The organism is Arthrobacter sp. JUb115, from assembly GCF_004365035.1.
Taxonomy (GTDB): domain Bacteria; phylum Actinomycetota; class Actinomycetes; order Actinomycetales; family Micrococcaceae; genus Glutamicibacter.
Window position 1 is genome coordinate 586,773 of sequence record NZ_SOBS01000001.1, and the last position, 22,026, is coordinate 608,798.

The 22,026-nt window shown below is 61.7% G+C and carries 20 protein-coding genes and 1 pseudogene; 8 read left to right on the plus strand and 13 right to left on the minus strand.

What is annotated here, in order from left to right:
- Positions 1-82: 82 nt before the first annotated feature.
- Positions 83-892 carry a putative hydro-lyase gene (locus EDF61_RS02730; RefSeq protein ID WP_133833187.1) on the minus strand — a complete coding sequence of 270 codons (810 nt, stop codon included), beginning with the start codon at positions 890-892 and terminating at the stop codon, positions 83-85.
- A 13-nt stretch (positions 893-905) separates the two neighbouring features.
- Complete coding sequence (locus tag EDF61_RS02735; protein WP_105661644.1) at positions 906-2,123, minus strand: NRAMP family divalent metal transporter; 1,218 nt, start codon at positions 2,121-2,123, stop codon at positions 906-908.
- On the opposite strand from EDF61_RS02735, the gene EDF61_RS18725 reads away from it, so the two are divergent.
- Entirely contained in the window at positions 2,122-2,298 is a 177-nt protein-coding gene (locus EDF61_RS18725; protein ID WP_166650681.1) for a hypothetical protein, read from the plus strand. The genes EDF61_RS02735 and EDF61_RS18725 overlap by 2 nt on opposite strands.
- A gap of 179 nt (positions 2,299-2,477) precedes the next feature.
- On the opposite strand, the gene purH is transcribed toward EDF61_RS18725, so the two are convergent.
- Both purH and EDF61_RS02745 read right to left on the minus strand, forming a co-directional pair.
- The gene (purH, locus tag EDF61_RS02740) at positions 2,478-4,148 is read right to left on the minus strand and encodes a bifunctional phosphoribosylaminoimidazolecarboxamide formyltransferase/IMP cyclohydrolase (protein ID WP_133833188.1); all 1,671 of its coding nucleotides are present in this window, start codon (positions 4,146-4,148) and stop codon (positions 2,478-2,480) included.
- Positions 4,149-4,245: 97 nt separating this feature from the next.
- On the minus strand, positions 4,246-4,983 hold the full coding sequence (locus tag EDF61_RS02745) for a hypothetical protein (protein WP_133833189.1): 738 nt from the start codon (positions 4,981-4,983) through the stop codon (positions 4,246-4,248).
- 187 nt (positions 4,984-5,170) lie between these two features.
- Here EDF61_RS02745 and EDF61_RS02750 point away from each other — a divergent pair, with 187 nt between their 5' ends.
- Positions 5,171-6,508, plus strand: a complete 1,338-nt coding sequence (locus tag EDF61_RS02750) for an MFS transporter (protein WP_133833190.1) — start codon at positions 5,171-5,173, stop codon at positions 6,506-6,508.
- 49 nt (positions 6,509-6,557) lie between these two features.
- On the opposite strand, the gene EDF61_RS02755 is transcribed toward EDF61_RS02750, so the two are convergent.
- On the minus strand, positions 6,558-7,127 hold the full coding sequence (locus EDF61_RS02755; protein WP_133833191.1) for a TetR/AcrR family transcriptional regulator: 570 nt from the start codon (positions 7,125-7,127) through the stop codon (positions 6,558-6,560).
- Between the two features lie 207 nt (positions 7,128-7,334).
- Here EDF61_RS02755 and EDF61_RS02760 point away from each other — a divergent pair, with 207 nt between their 5' ends.
- Complete coding sequence (locus tag EDF61_RS02760; RefSeq protein WP_133833192.1) at positions 7,335-8,003, plus strand: histidine phosphatase family protein; 669 nt, start codon at positions 7,335-7,337, stop codon at positions 8,001-8,003.
- 108 nt (positions 8,004-8,111) lie between these two features.
- Positions 8,112-11,132, plus strand: coding sequence for an alpha-mannosidase (locus EDF61_RS02765; protein ID WP_133833193.1), 3,021 nt, complete (start codon positions 8,112-8,114; stop codon positions 11,130-11,132).
- An 85-nt stretch (positions 11,133-11,217) separates the two neighbouring features.
- Here EDF61_RS02765 and EDF61_RS19150 read toward each other — a convergent pair.
- From EDF61_RS19150 to purN, 3 genes and pseudogenes are all read right to left on the minus strand, one after another.
- Positions 11,218-11,298: pseudogene (locus EDF61_RS19150) on the minus strand (hypothetical protein); the annotation flags it as partial.
- A 30-nt stretch (positions 11,299-11,328) separates the two neighbouring features.
- On the minus strand, positions 11,329-12,843 hold the full coding sequence (locus tag EDF61_RS02770; protein WP_133833194.1) for an SDR family NAD(P)-dependent oxidoreductase: 1,515 nt from the start codon (positions 12,841-12,843) through the stop codon (positions 11,329-11,331).
- A 32-nt stretch (positions 12,844-12,875) separates the two neighbouring features.
- Positions 12,876-13,445, minus strand: a complete 570-nt coding sequence (purN, locus tag EDF61_RS02775) for a phosphoribosylglycinamide formyltransferase (RefSeq protein ID WP_133833195.1) — start codon at positions 13,443-13,445, stop codon at positions 12,876-12,878.
- Positions 13,446-13,591: 146 nt separating this feature from the next.
- Between purN and EDF61_RS02780 the strand changes: the two genes are divergently transcribed.
- A complete protein-coding gene (locus EDF61_RS02780) occupies positions 13,592-14,122 on the plus strand; it encodes a DinB family protein (protein ID WP_133833196.1) in 531 nt (176 codons plus the stop codon).
- A gap of 105 nt (positions 14,123-14,227) precedes the next feature.
- Positions 14,228-14,866, plus strand: a complete 639-nt coding sequence (locus EDF61_RS02785; RefSeq protein WP_133833197.1) for a hypothetical protein — start codon at positions 14,228-14,230, stop codon at positions 14,864-14,866.
- 18 nt (positions 14,867-14,884) lie between these two features.
- Here EDF61_RS02785 and EDF61_RS02790 read toward each other — a convergent pair whose 3' ends face one another.
- The 4 genes from EDF61_RS02790 to EDF61_RS02805 form a co-directional block, all read right to left on the minus strand.
- Positions 14,885-16,216 carry a cell division protein PerM gene (locus tag EDF61_RS02790; protein ID WP_286172070.1) on the minus strand — a complete coding sequence of 444 codons (1,332 nt, stop codon included), beginning with the start codon at positions 16,214-16,216 and terminating at the stop codon, positions 14,885-14,887.
- Positions 16,217-16,278: 62 nt separating this feature from the next.
- Positions 16,279-17,088: an aldolase/citrate lyase family protein gene (locus tag EDF61_RS02795; RefSeq protein ID WP_133833198.1), complete on the minus strand. Its 810-nt coding sequence runs from the start codon at positions 17,086-17,088 to the stop codon at positions 16,279-16,281.
- Positions 17,073-17,858, minus strand: a complete 786-nt coding sequence (gene hpaH / locus EDF61_RS02800; protein WP_105657357.1) for a 2-oxo-hept-4-ene-1,7-dioate hydratase — start codon at positions 17,856-17,858, stop codon at positions 17,073-17,075. The genes EDF61_RS02795 and hpaH overlap by 16 nt, the downstream gene beginning before the upstream one ends.
- Before the next feature lie 236 nt (positions 17,859-18,094).
- Positions 18,095-18,778, minus strand: coding sequence for a CE1759 family FMN reductase (locus EDF61_RS02805; protein WP_105657356.1), 684 nt, complete (start codon positions 18,776-18,778; stop codon positions 18,095-18,097).
- A 152-nt stretch (positions 18,779-18,930) separates the two neighbouring features.
- On the opposite strand from EDF61_RS02805, the gene kynA reads away from it, so the two are divergent.
- Both kynA and EDF61_RS02815 read left to right on the plus strand, forming a co-directional pair.
- On the plus strand, positions 18,931-19,797 hold the full coding sequence (gene kynA / locus EDF61_RS02810; RefSeq protein ID WP_105657355.1) for a tryptophan 2,3-dioxygenase: 867 nt from the start codon (positions 18,931-18,933) through the stop codon (positions 19,795-19,797).
- A gap of 109 nt (positions 19,798-19,906) precedes the next feature.
- Positions 19,907-20,626, plus strand: a complete 720-nt coding sequence (locus tag EDF61_RS02815; protein ID WP_133833199.1) for a PaaX family transcriptional regulator — start codon at positions 19,907-19,909, stop codon at positions 20,624-20,626.
- Here EDF61_RS02815 and EDF61_RS02820 read toward each other — a convergent pair.
- Complete coding sequence (locus EDF61_RS02820) at positions 20,623-21,993, minus strand: CoA transferase (RefSeq protein ID WP_133833200.1); 1,371 nt, start codon at positions 21,991-21,993, stop codon at positions 20,623-20,625. The genes EDF61_RS02815 and EDF61_RS02820 overlap by 4 nt on opposite strands.
- Between the last annotated feature and the right edge of the window lie 33 nt (positions 21,994-22,026).

Below are 22,026 nucleotides of genomic sequence, written 5' to 3' on the forward strand. Positions count from 1 at the left end.
ACCGCGTTCGATCCAGGGCCAAAGGCTCTGGCGGGAACTTGGCGGCCCCCTTGGGGTGAGGCCGCCTCGTTCGGTCTATGGGCTAGGGAACCTGGTATTGGGAATCCCTGATATCCGTGATGAGCATGTGCCCCGGTGCGTGGCCGATGGCCAAGGCCGGGCGGGACTCCATCACTGCTGCCTGCGGCGTGACGCCGCAGGCCCAGAACACCGGAATCGTCCCTTCCGGGATCTGCACTGCATCTCCGAAGTCAGGTGACCCCAGATCTGCTATGCCCAGCTCTTGGGGGTTCCCGATATGCACTGGAGCCCCGTGCACAGCTGGATAGCGCGAGGTAATGCGTACCGCGTCGGCAACCTGCGAGGCAGGAATCGGACGCATGGAGACCACCATCGGACCGGACATCGCTCCGGCCGACTGCGAGCGGATATTGGTCTTGTACATTGGCACGTTCACGCCCTGGTCGATATGCGCGATGGAAATGCCGCTTTCCATCAGTGCGCTCTCGAAGGTGAACGAGCAGCCGACAATGAAGGTCACCAGATCATCCCGCCAGTACTCTGACAGGTCGGTGGGCTCATCCACCTTGACCCCGTTTTCGTAAACCATGTACTTCGGCACGTCGGTGCGGATATCTCCGCCTGCCAGCAATTCATTGCTGGTTTGCCCCGCCTCCAGGACACCGAGGATCGGGCAGGACTTGGGATTGCGCTGGGCAAAGAGCAGCACATCGAAGGCCAGCTCCTGGGGAACGATGATCAGATTTGCCTGCGCATATCCAGCGCTGATCCCGGCGGTAGGCAGCACCTGCCCGGCACGGAACAATTCGCGGGCTTCGCTTGGGGCCATCGCCGCACGTTCGGAATGCCCGAGACTCTTCAGGACCTTCATGATTGCTTGGCTCCTAGCCGTTCCAGAGGGCTGCCAGACCCGAAATCGAGTTCCAGCCGAGGTAGACGCTGAGCAGCCAGGTCAAGGCACCGATGACCAGCAGGGCCTTGGGGTAGTTGTATCCGTTCATCAGGTCGCGGCGGCGCCATGCGACCCAGAGCAGTACTGCGAAGCCCACAGGAAGGATCAGACCGTTGAAGGCTCCGGCGAAGATCAGCAGGGTTGCCGGCGCCTTGCCCAGGAACAGGTAGATGATCCCGCAGACCACGATGAAAGCCACGGTGATCAGGTTGCGGGTGCGCTCCGGTGTGGTGCGCTTGGTGATGAAGGAAACCGAAGTGTAGGCGGCACCGATCACACTGGTCAGCGCGGCAGCCCACAGGATGATGCCGAAAGCGCGGATGCCGATGGGGCCGGCGGCGTGGCCGAAAGCTTCGGCAGCCTTGTTGTCGCTGGTCAGCGCTACGCCGCCAGCCACAACGCCGAGGATCGCCAGGAAGAGCAGCACGCGCATGACACCGGTGACGATGATTGCCAGGGTCGAGATGTTGGAGATCGACTTGACATGCTCCACGCCCGATGTGCCCGAATCGATCATGCGGTGGGCGCCGGCGTAGGTGATGTAGCCGCCAACGGTGCCGCCGATCAGGGTGGTGATGATCAAGAAATCGATCTTCTCGGGGAGCACCACGTTGCGGATCGCATCGCCCACCGGTGGGGCGGCGACAATTGCCACGTACAGCATCAGCAGGATCATGACGGCTCCCAGCATCACCACAATGCGGTCCAATGCCATGCCGGCTTTCTTTGACAGGAAGACCAGAATGGCGATGGCCGCGGAGATGGCGCCGCCAATTTTGGCATCAACACCCAGCATGGCGTTCAGGCCCAGGCCAGTGCCGGCGATATTGCCGATGTTGAAGACCATGCCGCCGATGAATACCAGTGCGGCCAGTACCCAACCGATGCCAGGGACGACTTTGTTGCCCAGTTCCTGGGCACGCATTCCAGATACCCCGATCACGCGCCAGACGTTCAGCTGGACCGCGATGTCCACAAGGATGGAGACGACAATGGCGAAGGCGAAGGCCGCGCCAATTTGGACCGTGAATTCTGTGGTCTGGGTGATGAAGCCCGGTCCGATGGCGCTGGTGGCCATCAGGAACATGGCGCCTAGGAGCGCCGTGCGCCGCGCCTTGCTGCTTTGGGATGTTGACTCAGGAAGTGCCATGATGACGTTCCAATGCGATAGTGGTGACAACCGTCACAAGGTCAATGTGATGGACAAGACTTTACAGGTTGTTGAACAACTCTGGCAACAGGTTGTTGAACAATTTACTTTGCAGGCCTCCTCCGATCCCATTGCAAATCACCATTTATTCGTTTTGGTGCTGAGCGCTGACTAGCAAATTCCCAAAATATACTCGAGGCCCAGCAGCCCACTGGACTCCTCGAAAATTCTTTCCATCAAGTAGCTCGCGTCAACGCAACCGGAAGGTTCCATCTTGATTCGGCACTTAAAAGACCACGGCCGCGGTCACAGCGATAATTCGCCGGGACCGCGGCCGCGGGGCACTAATCGGGTTTAGTGGAAGAAGTGGCGTGCACCGGTGAAGTACATCGTGATACCGGCTTCGTTCGCTGCCGCGATGACTTCCTCATCGCGCACCGAACCACCGGGCTGCACGACAGCCTTCACGCCGGCATCGATCAGGATCTGCAGGCCGTCGGCGAATGGGAAGAAAGCATCCGAAGCGGCCACGGAGCCCACGGCACGCTGTTCCGAAGCAGCCGCGTCAGCGTTCTCAGCGCCACCGGCGGCATCTGCGCCGGATTCGACCTTGACGCCCAGGGTGTTGGCGCGCTCCACGGCCAGCTTGCAGGAATCGATGCGGTTGACCTGGCCCATGCCAATGCCCACTGCAGCGCCGTCCTTGGCCAGCAGAATCGCGTTGGACTTCGCGGCGCGCACGGCGCTCCAAGCGAATTCCAGATCTGCCAAGGTAGCAGCGTCAGCAGCTTCACCGGCAGCAAGGGTCCAGTTCCCTGGCTTGTCGCCCTCGGCATCGATCTTGTCGCCGGCCTGGACCAGCATGCCACCGCTTACCTGGCGGAACTCGTTCTTGTTGCGGCCATAGCCATCTGGCAGGGCCAGCAGGCGGATGTTCTTCTTGGCGGAGAGGATCTGCACCGCTTCGGCCTCGAAGTCCGGGGCAATGACCACCTCGGTGAAGATGCCCTTGACGGTTTCTGCCATTTCCTTGGTGACCGTGCGGTTGGCGGCGATGACGCCGCCGAATGCGGACACCGGGTCGGTAGCGTGGGCCTTGCGGTGCGCATCAGCGATTGGATCTGCCGCGTCATCCGAAGCGACGGCCACACCGCAAGGGTTGGCGTGCTTGACCACAGCCACAGCCGGCTTCTCGAAGTCGTAGGCGGCACGCAGTGCAGCATCTGCATCCACGTAGTTGTTGTAGCTCATTGGCTTGCCGTGCAGCTGATCAGCCTGGGCGATGCCGGCTGGAGCGGCTTCGTCAACGTAGAGCGCTGCCTGCTGGTGCGGGTTTTCGCCGTAGCGCAGCACATCGGCACGCTGCAGGGCCACGCCTGCGTAGGCTGGCCAGTCGATGACGCCGTCGCCGTCCTCATCCAGGAACTGGCTTGCGGTCCACGAGGCTACCGCGGTGTCGTAGGCTGCGGTGTGAGCGTAGGCCTTGGCGGCCAGGCGCTGGCGGGTCTTCAGATCGAAGCCGCCCTCGGCTGCTGCGGAGATGACCTGCGGGTAGAAAACTGGATCAACCACGATGGAAACGGCGGCGTGGTTCTTCGCTGCCGAGCGGACCATGGCTGGGCCCCCGATATCGATCTGCTCGACAACTTCATCCTGCGAGGCACCCGAGGCGACGGTCTGCACGAAGGGGTACAGGTTCACCACCACCAGGTCGATCTGCTCGATGTCCATCGAGGAGAGGGTGTCCATGTGCTCGGTGACGCGGCGGTCCGCAAGGATGCCGCCGTGGATGCGCGGGTGCAGGGTCTTGACGCGGCCATCGAGCATTTCAGGGGAACCGGTCACCTGCTCGACCTCGGTCACGGGAATTCCAGCGGCAGCGATTTTCTTGGCTGTGGAGCCGGTGGATACCAGCTGCACGCCTGCGGCGTGCAATCCAGCGGCCAGCTCCTCCAAGCCGGTCTTGTCGTAGACGGAAATCAGTGCGCGACGGATAGCGACTTTGTCCAGCACGGTCTTACTCACGAAATTTTTCTCCCGGCGGTGAGAATGAATGGGGCGGGCAGCGCAGAGGCCACCGCCTTCATTCTAACCAAGGAAGGCACCGGAATTTCAGTTCGTGTCAAGCCCCTTCCGGCAATGAGGAAAGGTGCGGGAAATATGAAGAAAGCTGCTTGTCAGTCAGGCAAAGCTGCAGAAGTTTCTCTGCATGTTCTTCATCTGCGACATAGGCCACGAGATCTGCCTTGGTCCGTTCGCCCAACTCTTCGCGCAACGACCGGGCTACCGCAACCAGCGTGTGATAATAGCGCTTGATGGTAGGTTCCCAGCCATCACGCGCAGCCAGTCCGGTCATCGCCTCGGACCATAGCGTGGCCGCGGGATCTTCGCATAAATCAATGGATGACCAGTGCCAATCGCTGGGTTCCCACTTATCCGAGTAGAAGCTCTCCTCGTCGCTGTCTTCCAGATCCGCTTCCAAGGAGGCCAAGACGTCGTCGAGATCTTCCCCGTCGGAATCCTCGTCATCCGGCTGGTCTTCGTCTTCATCATCGGAATCTGTGATCAGCAGCGAATCGTCTTCCAATGTGACGGCTTCAGGTTCAAGGCTTCCATCGCCGTCGGCATCGGGACGATCCTCGTAATCGGCAGGCTCATCGGCGTCTTCACCGCGTTCCACCAATTGCTCGCGAGACTCCGTGAGGCGATCTCGTTCCAGGGCCTGCACCGAGTTCAAGGCCAGCAACGGCATGGCGATGCTTTCGCTTTCCTCGGTGCTGACTCCATGCAAGGCAATGGCATAGAAGTCCTGGTCGGGGTGTCCAGCTATCACTTCCGCTGCGTGTCGAAGGGCAGTCACCCGTATAGCCTCTTCGAGAGCGGTCCAATCTACTCCCATGTCCAGAGATTACCCCCTTGCCGGCGCAGACAACAGGCCTTGACGTGGCGGGAGAAGAAGCGTAGAGAGCTACACCTGCAACCTGGTTTTCGGCTATGCTTCACGCGGTACAAACCATTTCTGCTCGCACACCGAAAGGTGCACCACTGTGTCTTCCGCACCCCTGCCTTCTGGCACATCGATCGTGCAAGAGCTGCCGTTCAAATGGAAGGTGCAGGGCACCATTTTCATTATCGGCGGACTCGGCTTCATGTTCGATGCCTGGGACGTGACCCTCAACGGCGCGTTGATTCCATTGGTCGCCGAAGAGTGGGGGCTTGACCGTCCCACCGCGGCCTTGCTGGGCACTTCCAATCTGGTGGGCATGGCCCTGGGCGCCTTCCTCTGGGGCGGGATCGCCGACCGCTATGGACGCAAGAACGCCTTCAGCCTGACGCTTCTGATGTTCTCGCTATTCACCATCCTCGGCGCGCTGTCCCCGAATTTCGGCTTCTTCGTCGCCTTCCGCTTCCTGGCCGGCGTCGGCCTGGGAGGCTGCATCCCGGTGGACTATGCGCTTGTCGGCGAGTTCACCCCTGCCAAGCTGCGCGGACGCGTGCTCACCGCCATGGATGGCTGGTGGCCGGTGGGCGCGGCACTGTCCTTCTTCGTTTCGGGGTGGGTGATGGCCACCGCCGATAATTGGCGGCTGATCCTGGCGGTCATGATCCTGCCCGCGTTCATGGTGTACCTGGTACGGCGCTCCATGCCCGAATCCCCGCTGTTCTTGGCAGCCAAGGGCCGCGACGCCGAGGCCCGTGCGGTCATCGACCAGCTCGTGGAACGCACCGGGGCCACTGAGCGCGAGTACGTAATTGCACCTGTGGAATTGGAAAAGGCTCCGCGCTGGTGGGAGCAGGTCGCTTCGCTGTGGCGGTACTCCTGGAAGATCACCGCCACCAGCTGGCTGCTGTTCATGACCATTTTGCTGGTCTACTACCTGGCCTTGACCTGGTTGCCATCGATTCTGACCGAGGCCGGAATGGCCCAGTCAGCGTCGTTCTTCGCTACCGCGGTGATGGCCTTGATGGGGCTGGTGGGCGTTGTTCTGGCAGCATTGCTGGTGGAGCGGGTTGGCCGTAAATGGCTGCTGGCGATCTCCGCGCCAATCTCAGGCATCGTGCTTGTGATCGTAGCCCAGAACCTGCATATCCCAGCGACCGCGATTGCCTGGGTGCTGGTCTTTGGCGTGGTGGTCCAGGTCGCTATTCCGGTGCTGTATGCCTACGTTTCCGAGCTGTACCCCACCGAATTGCGCGCCAGCGGTTTCGGCTGGGCCTCGACCATGTCCCGCTTTGCCGCCGGCTTCGGTCCCCTGCTCTTCGCGGCCCTGTGGCCAGTGGTCGGGCTGGGCTGGCTCTTTGCCGGCGCGACTGCGCTGGTGCTGGTAGCCGTCGTCTTCATGGCGCGATTCGCTCCAGAAACCCGCGGCATGAGTTTGGATTAAGGATCATCGGCCAGCGGCGAATGCCAGCACCTTCTGGTGCTGGCATTTGCTAGTCCTGCGTAGTTTGCGGGCGCAAGCCATCGCGCATGATCTGCACGATGCGGTCCTCCAAACCAGGCTGGCTCTTGCTGAAGGCCCGCGGCAGTGGACGGGTCATGGCCCCGATGGTGGCAATCAGTTCTATCTCCGTTACGTCTTTGCGGACCAAATTCGCGTTCTTGGCCAAGTCCAAGGCGGAGTGCAGGGACTGGCCGGCCTCTGCCTGGACCTCCAGAATGCGGGGGCTGATCTTCCGTGGCAATTGCAGCCCGAGCGCTTCGCTCAGTGCCCCGAGATTCTGCTGGACCAGCGTGCCAAGCAGAACTTCCCAAGCGTCCGTGTCACCGTCTTCAAGCCGCTGAACCGCTGATTGGGAAGCGATTCGGATATCCCCAAGCGTGCCGAGGGTGACTTCTTCAACCAGCGCATTCCGGTCAGCGAAGTTTCGATACAGTGTGCCGATGCCCACTCCGCTGGCCTCTGCAATAGTTTCCATCGCAATCTGGGCGCCGTGTTCTGCAAATAATTCACGAGCTGCTCGAAGGATGTTCTCACGTCGCCGAAGAGCATCTGAACGCATGAGTGGAATCCGATCTGAAGGAAATTCTGGCGCACGACTTGCCACCTGACGATTTCACGATAGCGGACAGGCAATGCTCTGACGAAGCGGAAATCAACTTTCCAGAACGAAAAGTTTGCTCCCTGCGCCCGCGCCCAGCCATTCCGCATTTCCAGAAACCGTGCTATCCCTAGGATCTAGAACCTCAAGGCCAAGGAATCCTCGGATATGCGTTTTCAGCTCATCAGGCACGGACAAACCCCATCGAATGTTGCCGGGCAGCTTGATACCGCTTACCCGGGTGCCAGCCTCACTCCGCTGGGGCATCGCCAGGCTCGTGCCCTGCCGCAGGCATTCAGTGGCGGGCAGCTGCAGTCCATCTATGCCTCGACGCTGAACCGCACGCAGCTGACGGCCCGACCATTGAGCGAATCCACCGGACAGAAGTTGCAGGTCATTGACGGCCTCGAGGAGATTTCAGCAGGCACCTTGGAGATGCAGGCCGACGAGGCCTCACGCTTTGCCTACGGCATGTGCCTGCATTCGTGGATGCATGGCGACTGGGAGCAGAAGATGCCCGGCGGGCCGAACGGCTACGACTTCATTGAAAGATATTCCAAGGCCCTGGAAACCATCGCCCGGGCACAGGACTACTCCGGCACGGTCGCGGTATTCAGCCATGGTGCCGCCATTCGCGTCTTCAGCGCATGGGCTACGAAGATGGCGCCTGCCGATGCCGCAGAGCTGCATATCGAGAATACCGGTGGCTCCTTGCTGGAATTGGGCATCGGCGGAACGTGGGCCTTGGAACGGTGGAATCCAGAACCGCTCGGTGGCGACTTCGTTCGCGATGTTCTCACCGAGGACGTAACGGGTGGCGAGGACGGTATCCCTTGAGTACCCCGCTCCACCGGGGATCGCGAGTTGCACCAACTCAGCATCTATTTTTTCGGTAGTCTGGCAGGGGAGCTCATTTTCCGCTGAGCGCACAAACGGAAGGACCTCATGCACGACGACATTTCCCTGACCACCGGACGCGTCCGCCGCGTTCTGACCGAACGTATCCTTCCCGCGATATATTCGGAAACCATGCCATTGACGCTCTCCTGGCACGAATTGCCGGGAGAGCCGATAGCTCCTGCGCAGGGCCTTGCACTGGACTACCAGCCCACAGAGGTTGGTACCCCGTGGGGCGCGGCCTGGGGCACCACATGGTTCCATCTGCAGGGCCAGGTTCCGGCGCATTGGGCCGGACGCCGGGTGGAAGCCGTGATTGATCTGGGATTTGACGTCAACATGACCGGCTTCCAGTGCGAGGGCCTGGTTTACCGGCCCGATGGCATCACCATCAAGGCGATCAACCCGCGCAACCAGTGGGTGCCCATTGCCGGGCAGGCCGAAGGCAATGAGGTCATCGACTTGTACCTGGAAGCGGCATCCAACCCGGTGCTGCTGGACTACCACCCGTTCCTCCCCACCGAGCAGGGCGATATCCTCACCTCGTCTTCGCGCCGGCTGTACACCACCCGCCGCATGGACCTGGCGGTCTTTGAATCCGTAGTGCACGAGTTGTCGCTGGATCTGGAAGTGCTGCTGGATCTGCAAGAGCAGCTGCCGGCCGGCCCGCGCAAGATGCAGGTCCTGCAGGCCATGGACAACGCGTTGGACGTGCTCGACCTGCAGCGGATTGCCGAGACCGCGCAGGCCGCCCGCAAGGAGCTGGCAGCGGTCCTGGCCGCCCCGGCCGAGCACAGTGCGCACCGGATTTCCGCGATTGGCCACTCGCATATCGACTCGGCCTGGCTGTGGCCGCTGCGCGAAACCATCCGCAAGGTCTCCCGCACCTGCTCCTCGATGGTGGAGCTGCTGGGCGACGAGGAAGAATTCCTCTACGGCATGTCCAGCGCCCAGCAGTACAAGTGGCTCAAGACCCATCGCCCCGAGGTCTGGGATCGGGTGAAGAAGGCCGTTGCCGACGGGCGCTTCCTGCCGCTGGGCGGCATGTGGGTCGAGTCCGATACCGTGATGCCCTCGGGTGAATCGCTGGTCCGCCAGTTCCTCTACGGCCAGAAGTTCTTCCGCGACGAATTCGGCATCGATTCAAAAGGCGTATGGCTGCCCGATTCCTTCGGATACTCCCCTGCCCTGCCCCAGCTGATGCGCCGGTCCGGCTTCGAATGGTTCTTCACCCAGAAGATCTCCTGGAACCAGCAGAACAAATTCCCGCACCACACCTTCGATTGGGAAGGCATCGACGGCTCGCGCGTATTCAGCCACTTCCCGTCGATGGACACCTACAACTCGCAGCTCTCCGGGGAGGAAGTCGCCAAGGCCTCGCGCCAGTTCCGCGAAGCCCGGCTTGCCAACAACTCCATCGCACCGGTCGGCTGGGGCGATGGCGGCGGCGGCACCACCCGGGAAATGACCGGCAAAGCCAAGCGCCTGGCCAACCTGGAAGGCAGTGCGAAAGTCCGGTGGGAACACCCGAACGACTTCTTCGACCGGGCCAAGGCCGAGCTGCCCAACCCGCCGGTATGGGTGGGAGAGCTCTACCTGGAGCTGCACCGCGCCACGCTGACCAGCCAGCACCAGACCAAGTCGGGCAACCGCCGCACCGAGCAGCTGCTGGTCGAGGCCGAACTGTGGGCGGCTACCGCAGCCATCCGCACCGGGGCCGAATACCCGTACGAGCAGCTCGACGAACTGTGGGAATCCGTGCTGCTCCACCAGTTCCATGACATCCTGCCCGGCACCTCCATCGCCTGGGTGCACCGCGAAGTGGTGGCACGCTACGCCCAGGTCATCGAGCAGGCCGAAGCGCTGATCCGCGCCGCCCAGCAGCAGCTGGCTGGCGAGGGCTCCACCCCTATTGCATTCAACGGTGCGGCGTTCACGCGCAATAACCTGGCCTTCGGCCAGGCCAGGGAAGTGGAAGCCGTTCCTGTTTCCGCGGTCCGGGCAACGGCAGCCGATGGCGGCTACATCCTGGATAACTCGGTCATCCGGGTGGCGGTCAATGCCCAGGGCCTGATTGCCTCCGCGGTGGATCTGGCTACCGGCCGTGAAACTATCGCCGAGGGCCAGGAAGCGAACCTGCTGCAATTGCACCAGGACTTCCCGAACATGTGGGACGCCTGGGACGTGGACAAGTATTACCGCAACCAGGTCACCGATCTGCGCGAGCTCGATAGCCTGGAGCTGTCTTCGCGCGAGGACGGCAGCCAGGTCATCACGATTGCCCGCAGCTTCTCCAAATCCACGCTGGTCCAGGAACTGTCGCTGGCGCCAGGCTCGCGGACCGTGCAGATCTCGCAGGGTACCGATTGGCATGAGGCAGAGAAATTCCTCAAGGTCGCCTTCCCGCTGGATATCCGTGCCGAGCATGCAATTGCCGAAACCCAGTTCGGCTACCACAAGCGCGTTACCCACGTGAATACCAGCTGGGAAGCGGCGAAGTTCGAAACTTCCATGCACCGCTTCGTGCTGGCCGAGGAACCCGGCTTCGGCGCGGCACTGGTCAATGATTCCATCTACGGATTCGATGTCACCCGCGATGCCAAGGACGCGGCCGTCACGACAACCATGCGCCTGTCATTGCTGCGAGCCCCGCGCTTCCCGGATCCTGAAACCGACCAAGGCCTGCAGGCCCACCGCTACGGTTTGGTCATCGGCGCGGACGTGGCCATGGCAACAGAAGCCGGCGCCTTGCTCAACAGCGCAGAGCGAGTCGTCCATGGCGCCCACGGCGTGGACCCGCTGGTATCGGTCACCGGTGAAGGCCTGGTGATTTCCAGCGTGAAGCTGGCTGCGGACCACTCCGGCGATTTGGTGGTGCGGGTCTATGAATCCCTGGGGCGCCGTGCCAGCGGCAGCCTGTTGGTCAACGCGCAGGCCTTGTCTGCAGCCACCGCGAGCCTGCTGGAAGATGAGCTGGCGGGGCAAGTCCTCGAGCTTTCCGATGGTGCAGTGCCGCTGAAGCTGGGCGCTTTCGAAGTGCGCACCCTGCGCTTCGCCCTGGCCAGGTAACCGCGGGTTCCGGGGCTGGCCCTTCGCACGCCGTGGCGTGCGAAGGTCCAGCCCCGCTGCAATCCACGGTCCTGGCTTGCTGGAATCACTGGATCAGTCTCCCGTCCGGAGCAACCGCATACCAGACCCCGCCTACGCCCTGGCCGTTGGTATCACCGGGCTTGGCGTCCTAGACGGGGAGGATTTCCGCCGATCCCTACCATGGTGATGGCTCATAGTCCTTGAGGAAGCAGCCAAACAGGTCAATGCCGCGTTCCCCGTCAACGATCGGCTGGTACACCCGGGCCGCGCCATCAATCAGGTCCAAGGGGGCGTGCCATCCGTCGGCAACTTTCCGGACCTTCGCATCATGCGGGCGCTCATCGGTGATCCACCCGGTGTCCACCGCGCTCATGAGGATCCGGTCGGTCTTCAGCATCTCTTCCGCGCTGGTGCGGGTGAGCATGTTCAGTGAGGCCTTGGCCATATTGGTGTGCGGGTGCCCGGCACCCTTGTAGCGGCGGGAGAACTGGCCTTCCATCGCCGAGACGTTCACGATGTACTTGCGCCGGGCCCCGCTGGCGGCCAAGGCCGGGCGCAGCCGTGAAGCGAGCAGGAACGGGGCGGTGACATTGCACAACTGCACTTCGAGCATTTCCAGGACATCAACATCACCCAGGATCTGCGTCCAGGAATTCTCCGTCACCACGTCCGGGATCAAGCCCCCGGCATCGATTGCGGTTCCCGCTGCGATTCGTTCCAGCGATGCGGAGCCGGCCCGCATGGCCAGATCTGCCAGTTGCTGCGCATCGTAGCTTTCCGATGCCGCAGGGGCCAGCAGTGCTGATTCTTCCAGGCGGAAGGCACTGGCCAGGGCCTTGGGATGCTCGGAGGGCGGGTTCGCTTCGCCCCACAGCTCCGGTCCCCCGTTGCCAGGCAGCAACTGCGCGGCCAGGGGCTGCTGCTCGGATTCGACCAGATGCTGGTAGGAGTTGGCCGTGCGCCGCACGGTCTGCGCGGCGTTGTTGATCAGGATATCGAGCGGACCTTCGGCAGCGACGCGGTCGGCCAGGGAGATGACCTGTGCCGGGTCGCGCAAGTCGATGCCGGCAATGCGCAGCCGGTGCATCCATTCGGCGCTGTCCTCCAGTGCCGCGAAGCGCCGTGCGGCGTCCTTGGGAAAACGCGTGGTGATGGTGGTGTGGGCTCCATCGCGCAGCAGCCGCAGCGCGATGTGCATGCCGATTTTGGCTCGCCCGCCGGTCAGCAAGGCGCGCTTGCCGCTCAGGTCCGCGCGCGCGTCCCTGCGTTCGCGTCCCTGTGCGGCGCAGTCAGGGCAGAGATAATGGTGGAAGGCATCCACGGTGGTGTAGCGCTGCTTGCAGATGTAGCAGCCGCGCGGCTTGCGGAATTCCCCGGCGCTTGCGCTTCCGGTTGAACTGCTCAGGTCCAGGCCGAGGGTTTCGTCATCCAGCCGTTGCGGCGAGCCGGTGGCGGTGCGCTCGATCACGGCCCTGTCCGCGGCACTGATCTCGGCACGCTTTTGGGACTTGCGGTAGCGCTTGGCCGCCTTGAACATGTTGCTGGTGGCCCTGCGCACGGCAACGTGCCGTTCATCCTCGGGATCCAGCTGGTGCACCACCGACAGGACTTTCAAAGCGGCGGATAGTTCTGCTTCGGTAAACAGTTCGGTTTCTGGTGCCTGCAAAGGCAGCGGCGTAGGTTCAGTCATCTCCCCACCAATTTTACGCGGTGGGCAGCGCCCTATTTTCCCTTGGCGAGATCGGCGAGCGTGGCAATGAGCAGGCGGCGCTCGACGAGCTTGATGCGCTCATGCAGCGATTCCTCGGTGTCGTGCTCTTCAATCGGCACGGCTTCCTGGCGCAGGATCGGACCGGTATCAACCCCGGCATCGGCAATGTGCACGGTGCAGCCGGTGACCTTCACGCCGTAGGCCAGCGCATCGCGCACGCCGTGGGCGCCGGGGAAGGACGGCAGCAGCGCAGGGTGGGTGTTGATGTAGGTGCCGTCGAAGGCGTTGATGAATTCCTCGCCGACGATGCGCATGAAACCGGAGGAGACAACATAGTCCGGGGCGTAGGACAAGCACTTTCCGGTGAGCGCATGGTTCCATTCGCCGCGATCCGCGTAGTCCTTGAAGTTCACGACGAACGTTTCGATTCCGGCTTCAGCCGAACGCTGCACGCCGTAGGTGCCGTGCTTATCCGCTCCCACGGCCGCAATCTCGACATTGTCCAGCTGGCCGTCGGCCACTGCGTCGATGACTGCCTGGAGATTAGAACCGGTACCTGAAACCAAAACCACAATGCGCATGAATTCAATTCTACGGTTCGCCGGGTCCGGCGCTTCATCCCGGACGCAATGTTGCATGGCGTTTCGATCCGCAGGCCTTTTCCCGGCACCGTTGCCGCGCCGGCCCTAGACTGGCCGTAAGAGCGCCATTCGAAGTGGAGAAGTTGATGAGCCAGATAGTTCCCGACGGCAAGGACTGGACCGTTGTCCTGGACGCGGTGTGCGCGCAGTGCGCCGTCGATGTGCGCGGCATCTCGCCCGGCGATGCCATGACCCAGCTTCCGGTGTGCGTGGACCGCTATATCGAGGTGCTCGCGCGCCCCGATGCCCAGACCCGCACGAACCCTGCCCGCTGGAGCGACCAGGAGTACGTGGCCCACGTCGCCGAAATGCTGCAGGTGATGAGCGGGCGCCTGGACCTGATGCTTGAGCACGATGACCCGACGTTCCCCAACTGGGACCAGGACCGGGCCGCCGTTGAGGGAAACTACAATTCGCTGCCTGCAGGGCAGGTCGCCGAGCTGTTGCGAGAAAGCGCCGCCCGCTACGCCACGAAGCTGTCGAGCATCGACCCGGCGCAGTATTCCCGCCGCGGCCTGCGCTCGAACGGTGCCGCGTTTACCATTGAAACGCTGAATCAGTATGCCTGGCATGACGTCATGCATCATCTGTGGGATCTGGCTCCGCAGACCAGCTAGGCGCGCCCGACACAAACGAAGGGGCCAAATGGCAGGTGCACTGCCCTTTGGCTAGACTTCTTGGCGTACGCGCGAAAACAGTTCTACATAAGGAGCCAGGCAGTCATGCCCAAGGCATATTTCGGGAAAATTTCTGCACTGGCTTTCACCGGGCTGCTGTCCTTGACCGCGTGTTCTGCCGGGATTCCGGAGACCGGTGAATCCGCTGCTCCAGTCCCATCGGCTGAAGAATACATGCCGCTTCTGGTGCAAACGCAGGATGATGATGACAAGCTTCCCGAAGGCTTTGAGGATACCGAGTCCTACGACGCGGAAACCCGCCACCTGCTGGCCACCTCGGACTTCGGCATGCACTACGTTGCCGTAGGCAGCGAAGGCCAGCTGTGCATGATCGCCGTTCCCAAGCCTGTGGAAGAAGATGGCGATTACGAGATCGCCGGGACCACCTGCCCGACGATGGATTATGTGGTCCAGAACGGTATTCCGCTCAAGGTCGATGGCGGTGAAAACAGCTTCAAGACCGTCACTTACCTGATGCCGGCTGGCATCAGCGACGTGACGGTGGAGAACTCCATCTCCGAGCTTCGCGCCAAGCATCCCGAACTTGAAGCCGAGGATATCCAGGTAGTTGCCGAGAATGATTCGGTGCTGCTGGTGATGGAGGAGTCGACTGCCAGTGTGCTGGGGACGATCACCATCAACCGCCCCGATGGCGATCCGCTGGTCCTGGCCAGCCTGACCTAGGCCAACAGCGGCAAGCCTCTAGCCTTCGAGTACCGGGTCGGTCTCGAACAGCGGGGCAATCAGGTAGCCGATCGCGGTGCCCACGCCGATTTGCAGTGCCAGGGCACCTGCGGTCGCCCACATGTTCGGGCCGATCTCTACCAGTCGCCCAATGGCCAGGGAGCCGGATGACAGCCAGGAACCGATCAGGCTCAGCAGCCCGCAGACAATGCCGGTGAAGACCGCCAAGGACGCGGTCGATGCCGCCAGCGACAGGGCATTGAACGGAATGCGACGGGCAAACCAGTCTTCGAGGTGGTTCTCGCCAACGCGCAAGAAGTACCAGCCGGCCACGATGCCCGCGGCCACGGGAATCAGCAGGAACAGCCATTGATGGGCCATCTCTCCTGAAGGAAGGGAAGCCAGCATCGGAATCGACGGCAGCGGACCCACCGTGGTTTCCAAGGTGGACAGGGTGCTGCCGGTACCGATGCTGAAACCGCCACCGCTGATCCAGGACAAGACCCAGAACACTGCGTTCGGGATGAAGGACAACTGCACCGTGGTCAGCGCGGCCGAGCCGATCGGGCCGGGGCGCAGCTCCTGCGACACGTTGGCGACGTCGGTCCAGTGCACGCCCAGGTTGATGGCCAGCAGCAATCCGGAGATTCCCACGGCAGCGACATAGCCGAGGAACCCGGCCACGATCACATGCCATACGTAGGATCCGGCCCAGCGGCGATGCGGTGAGATCCGCTGGATATAGGCGGCCGTATCGACACCGAAAAGGCGAGCCCAGGAGCCTGCTTCGCGCCGCGCGCCAATGATCAGGCCCACGAGCGCGATGATCAGCGGAATGAAGGTCGCCGCGATGATATTGACCCGCGCATGCGCGTTATTGGCGAGGAACCCGATACCGGTACCGATGGCCCCGTAGGCCACGAAGGCGCCGAGCAGCCCTTGCCAGAGCTGGTCGGTGTAGGAAGCGCGAGCGATGCGCCGTCCTGCACGCAAGCAGAACAAGAACGGCAACAGCGATAGTCCCAACGGGATCAGCGTGACCCATCCGGTCACTGAACTGGGGTCAGCTTCGGGGCCGAGATTCAGGATCTCCACCGGCACGCCGTGGATAAGCAGCCAAATGAGGCCGCCGAACTGCAAGATGGCCTCAAACGAGTCTTCGAGGAAGCCTCCGCTGAAATAGACGGCGACCAGCGGCAGGGTGATCAGGGCAAGGCAAAAGACCACGGATTGCAGTATCTCGAAGACCCCCTGCAACGCCAGGGGCATTGGCCAGCCGTTGCGCAGGCGCAACATCACTGCCTTCATGGGTTTCTTTTCGCGGCTCATCATCTTCAATGTTGCCATCATTGGCGCCGACCGGCCTCGATCGACGCGCAATGATGGCCTGAAGGGTTGCCTAGAACACTGGGCTAATAGCTGTCCGGAGCAGCGCTTTGGGCTTCGGAATTGAAGCTTGCAGCCAGCGCTTCGGTGGCACGCGCCAGCAGTGCCACGTCGGCACCCACGCCGACGTAATCCGCGCCGGCGGCCATGTATTCGCGGGCGCTCTTCTGGTCGAAGGCGTTGACCCCGGCATACTTGCCTGCGGCCTTGGCGGCGTTGATGGACTTGATCACCGCAGCGACCACGTCCGGGTGGCTCTGCTGGCCGATGACGCCCATGGAGGCGGCCAGGTCCGATGGACCGATGAAAATCCCGTCAACACCTTCGGTGGCAACGATTTCCTCGACGTTCCGCACCGCTTCATCCGCTTCGATTTGAACCATGATGGTGATGGTCTCATCAGCGCGGGTCAGGTACTCGGGGATGCGGTTCCAGCGAGCCGAGCGGGCCAGGGCGGAACCGACACCGCGTACGCCCTTGGGCGGGTACTGGCAGGAGGCGACGGCAGCGGCGGCTTGCTGGGCATCATTGACCATCGGGATGATCAGCGACTGCACGCCCAGGTCCAGGAACTGCTTGATCACCACCGGATCGTTGACCGCAGGGCGGACCACTGGAACGACCGGGTAGCTGCGCACGGCCTGCAGCTGGGTCAAAATGTTCTGCAGGTCGTTGGGCGAATGCTCGCCATCGATGAACAACCAATCGAACCCTGCACCTGCGCAGATTTCAGCGATCAGCGGGGAAGCTGAACAGACCCAGATGCCTGCCAACGAGTGGTCGGCGTCCTTGAGCGCATCCTTCAGCGACGGATCCGCTTCTACTCGAAATGACATGTCACAGTTCCTAGCGGTCCGTAATCGGCAAAGACGGTATCCCCTGCATTGACCCACATCGGGCGGGTGAAGGATCCGGCCAGGATGATTTCCCCGGCCTTGAGCTTGTCGCCGTGCGGGGCAATCTTGTTGGCCAGCCAGTACACGCCAGCGGCAGGGTGGTTCAGCACACCGGCTGCGACACCGGTTTCTTCGACGGTCTGGTTCTTGAACAAGATCCCGGAGACCCAACGCAAATCGATGTTCTCCGGCTTGACCGGGTTGCCGCCGATCACCATGGCACCCATGGCGGCGTTGTCGCTGATGGTATCCACAATGGTGCGGCCTTCCATCTCCACGCGGGCATCGAGGATTTCCAAAGCGGGGATGACGTATTCGGTAGCTTCGAGCACATCGAAAATGTTCGCCCTCGGGCCTTCGATGTCCTTCTTGAGCTTGAAGGCCAGCTCCATCTCCACGCGGGCACCGGTGAAGTCTTCCCACTTCAGCTTCGCGCCGGAGTCGTAGACCATGTCATCGAAGATGATTCCGTAGTCAGGCTCGGTGATTCCGGTAGCCATCTGCATGGCGCGGGAGGTCAACCCGATCTTGCGGCCGACCAGCACGCGGCCAGCGGCTTCGGAGCGCTGGCGCCACAGGTTCTGGACCCGGTAGGAATCTTCTACCGTCATTTCTGGATAGCGTGCGGTCAGACGCGGCACGGGAGTCCGTGTCTCGCCGGCCTGGACCAGCTCATCGGCAATGGCCGTGATTGTTTCCTCGGATAGCATCGACGGCTACACCTTTCACTACTGTTCAAACCTCTTGGGGCTGCCGCCATCTCGAAGAGATGACTTAGCTCACGGTTCTTGATCGTACCGAGGTTCGAGATTGAAGGCACATCGTACTAACATTCTGCTCGACTTTTCGTGGCCATTCGAGCTCCTTTTCGCAAAAGATTTGGCCCACCGCCATGCGCCCCGGTGCGGGTGCATGGCCGTTGGCCCAACCTGGCGGAACGACCGACTCAGGATCCGGATTTGAGGTTTGCCAGCAACGCTTCGAAGGGCAGTGAGGAGAGTTCATCATCGGGGTCGGCGAATTCGCTGACCGAAGGAGCGATGGAACGGGTATCCCCCAAATCCGCATCAGCGGCGAATTCCCCTTCGTTCAGGGACAGTGCCAGGACGACTTCTCGCGCAACCCGGCGAGCGCGATCTGCCAGCGTGCCAGTCAGCCCCTGTCCCCCGAAGTCTTCCGAAGACGCGAAAACCGTTGTCGGCATGATCTGCGCCCTGAGGTAGGAGAAGATCGGACGCATGGCGTAGTCAACCGCGAGCTGGTGCCGCTGGGTTCCCGCGGTGGCAGCGAGCACGACCGGTTTTCCGTTGAGCGATTTAGGGTCCAGGATATCGAGGAAGGACTTGAAGAGGCCTGAGACCGAGGCCGTGAAGACCGGGGTGACGGCAACGAGCACGTCCGCATTCACCACTGCGTCGATAACTTTTTGCAGGCCCGGGGCGGCGAAACCGGTCAGCATATTATTAGTGATTTCACCAGCATGCTCACGCAGTTCGATATTGCTCACGTCGGCTTGCACGCCGGCGGCAGCTAGCTGCGCGGCAATATTCTCTCCGATTTGCTGGCCCAGCAGCGAGGAGCTCGATGGGGTTCCCAGCCCACCGCTGATGACGACTACTGACTTGCTCACTGTTCTTGCCTTTCACTATTTATATGCGTATGCATGTATCAACAGCGGGGTCGCCGGACGTATTCCCGGCATCGGCAGTTCTTTTCGCCTCGTCAGCTCAATTCGGTTTTTCACTATTGTGACGGTCGCAATCTTATTGATAATATCTGCATATGAGCACTCCGAAGCCACAGACCGAGAATCAGCGCGCAATTGAAGATGGCGTCCGCACTGACTTCAAAAACACGATGTCCTACGGCGGCTACCTTGATCTGGAACGCATCCTGTCAGCGCAGCATCCGGTCAGCGTTCCCGAGCACCACGATGAAATGCTCTTCATCATCCAGCACCAGACCAGCGAACTGTGGCTCAAGCTCATGCTCCATGAACTCCTCGAAGCACGCCGCCTGCTGGGCCTCGATGACTTCGGCAAAGCCCTGAAATGCCTTGCCCGGGTAAAGCACATCCAGAAGACCCTGACCGAACAGTGGTCGGTCCTGGCGACCTTGACACCGCGCGAATATGCACAGTTCCGCGACTTCCTCGGCTCTTCCTCCGGCTTCCAGTCCTTCCAGTACCGCGCCGTGGAGTTCATTCTGGGCAACAAGCATGAAGGCATGCTCAAGGTCCACGAGGCAGATCCAAAGGCCCACGAGCTACTGTCCAAACTCCTTCACGAGCCAGGTCTCTACGATGTGTTCCTGGCCGCCCTGTCCCGCCACGGTTACGACATTCCCGAAGACGTGCTTTCACGGGACTTCACCAAGCCTTGGGCATTCCAGGAGGCACTGGTGCCAATATTCAAGGATATCTACGAGTCCGAGGACACCCGCTGGGGCTTCTACCAAGCTTGCGAGGACCTGGTAGACGTCGAGGACAACTTCCAGGCATGGCGCTTCCGCCACATGCGCGTTGTCCAGCGCACCATCGGATTCAAGCGCGGCACCGGTGGCTCCTCGGGCGTTGACTTCCTCAAGCGCGCCCTGGACCTGACCTTTTTCCCAGAGCTGTTCGCGGTGCGTACCGAAATTGGCAAGTAGCACCTCCCTCACGGCTCTGAGCCTCGATGACTTCGAGGCGAGATGCGGAAGCGCCACATCGATTATCCGCACGATTACCGGCCTTTATATACGGCATGAGAAAACTCCGGTGGCGCGCACCCGAATAGTGGAACTGGCACATGCTGCCGGAGTTTCGGTCCCTGCGGCGCAAACCGCCATCTCCCGACTGATTGACCGGGAAGTGCTGGAAGCAGCGCAATCTTCCACCTTGCGCGTTCCGAGCGCGGCGCAACAGATGTTCGAGCGTGGCACCAGAAGAATATTCACCCCGCGCCAAATGTCAGGCAGTGACCCCTGGTGCCTGGTGGCCTACTCCCTGCCGGAGACCTTGCGCTCCTTGCGCCACCAGGTACGCAAGCATTTCTTGCAGCTTGGCGGCGGCATGCTCGGCTCCGGATTATGGATTTTCCCCGAGTACCTGCGAGAGGAAGTCTCGGCGGTGCTCAGTGCCCTGGGAGCCAGGGAACACGCGACGCTTTTTACCGCCCAGCAACCATACTTCCCCGGACCACCGCAGCAGGCTGCCGGGCAGTGGTGGGATCTTGAGCGCCTGAGCACGTTGCATCGAGCGTTCCTGGAGAGCACCGCTTCCCTGGATTCCAGCGACATTGCTCCGCCCAGTGCTTATCGGGGGTATGTCACGATGGTCGATTCATGGCGTGCTCTTCCCTACCTTGACCCCGGCTTGCCGGAGTTCATGCTGCCCGCCCACTGGCCTGGCGATGAAAGCAGGGAACGCTTCTTGGCACTGTCCAGCGCATTCCAGGAACCAGCCTCGCTCTTCGCACGCTCGCTTCTGGCTTCCTAGTTCCAGACTGGTTCATCTTCTCCATACGGAGCAGGCGGACCAGGGTAGTCCAGCGCCTGGCCTGCCATGCTGAAGGGCGGCGGGACATACTCAAGGGATCCGAAAGTACTTTCCACCCGCTTCAGCCGCACGCCACCGTCGAATTGAGCGGGGCGTTGCGGGGCGTCGAAGGCGAACAGCGCATGCGCGGTCCGAGCCAAGGAGAATCGCACCGACCCGGTCCGCCCTTGGACACTGCGCGCCCGAACCAAGGCGATGACGGCTGCAGCGATCCCGTAGCCAGTGGCGTGGTCCAAAGCCTGCACCGGTAATGCGCCCGGTGATGGCCCGTTACCACGGTAAGCCTCCGAGATGCCGGTGGCAGCTTGCACGATGCTGTCGAACCCGCACCGTTGGGCCCAAGGCCCTTCGAAGCCCCACGCACCTAATTCAGCAACAACGAGCTGCGGGTACCGTAGGGCTAATTCATTCCGGCCAAGCCCTGCCTTGGCCAAGGCCCCGGGGCGATAGCCCAAGAGGACGGCATCAGCATCCTGCAGCAGTTCGTGGATCCGCGCCTGCCCTGTTGCGTTTTTCAAATCCAGCAGCGTGCTGCGCTTGCCGAATCCGGTATCAACATATTGCCAAGGCAATTCGGGGAGCAGCGGCCCGTCGACGCGCAAGACCTGGGCGCCAAGTGCTGCCAACGTCCTGGTTGCGGTGGGGCCAGCGATGACCCGTGTGAGGTCCAGAACCTTCAACCCTCGAAGGGGCATTGCTGCACGCGGGTCAAATTTCCAGACCGGAGCCGAACCTGTTGGGCGCATGCGGAATTGAGCCCAGTGCCCGCTGCCGGCCGCTTGGCCCTCTGCCGAGCTGAGCCACTGTTGACGGGATCGCACCTGCGCGGCTATTCCACCAGCGGCAATAATGCGTTCTTGGGCATCGTGGGCACAAAGGCTTGCCACTGCGTCGGCGATGTCAATCCCCGAAGATGTTCCCAATGCAGAGTGGAGCGAGCGTTCATGGTGAGGGTAATTCGCGTGGGTTCTGATCCAGCCGTCGGCCGTTCGGTAGAATCCCGAATATCGAGCAAAACCTTGTGGTTTCTGCCCCGCGATGCGCAAGTGGGCAGAGGACGCGAAGGCCGCTGCGATATCCGGCGTCGCTGTGGCGAGCCATGGTGAGGCAGCGGCAAGATCATTAAGGGCGGAACATACCAAGCCAACGGATCGAGCTGCGAGCTTCTCCGCGTTCAAAGGACCCGCCCACCAAACCGCGGGCCCCGTAACAGGGCAATCACCTGCCGTCTCGAGCAATCGGTGCGCGGTGAACCCCGAACCCAGGATATGGTCCTCGGCCACGCGCTCATCTTCGGAATGCAGCATGAACCTCAGCCTATACCCGGAAAATCACCACTT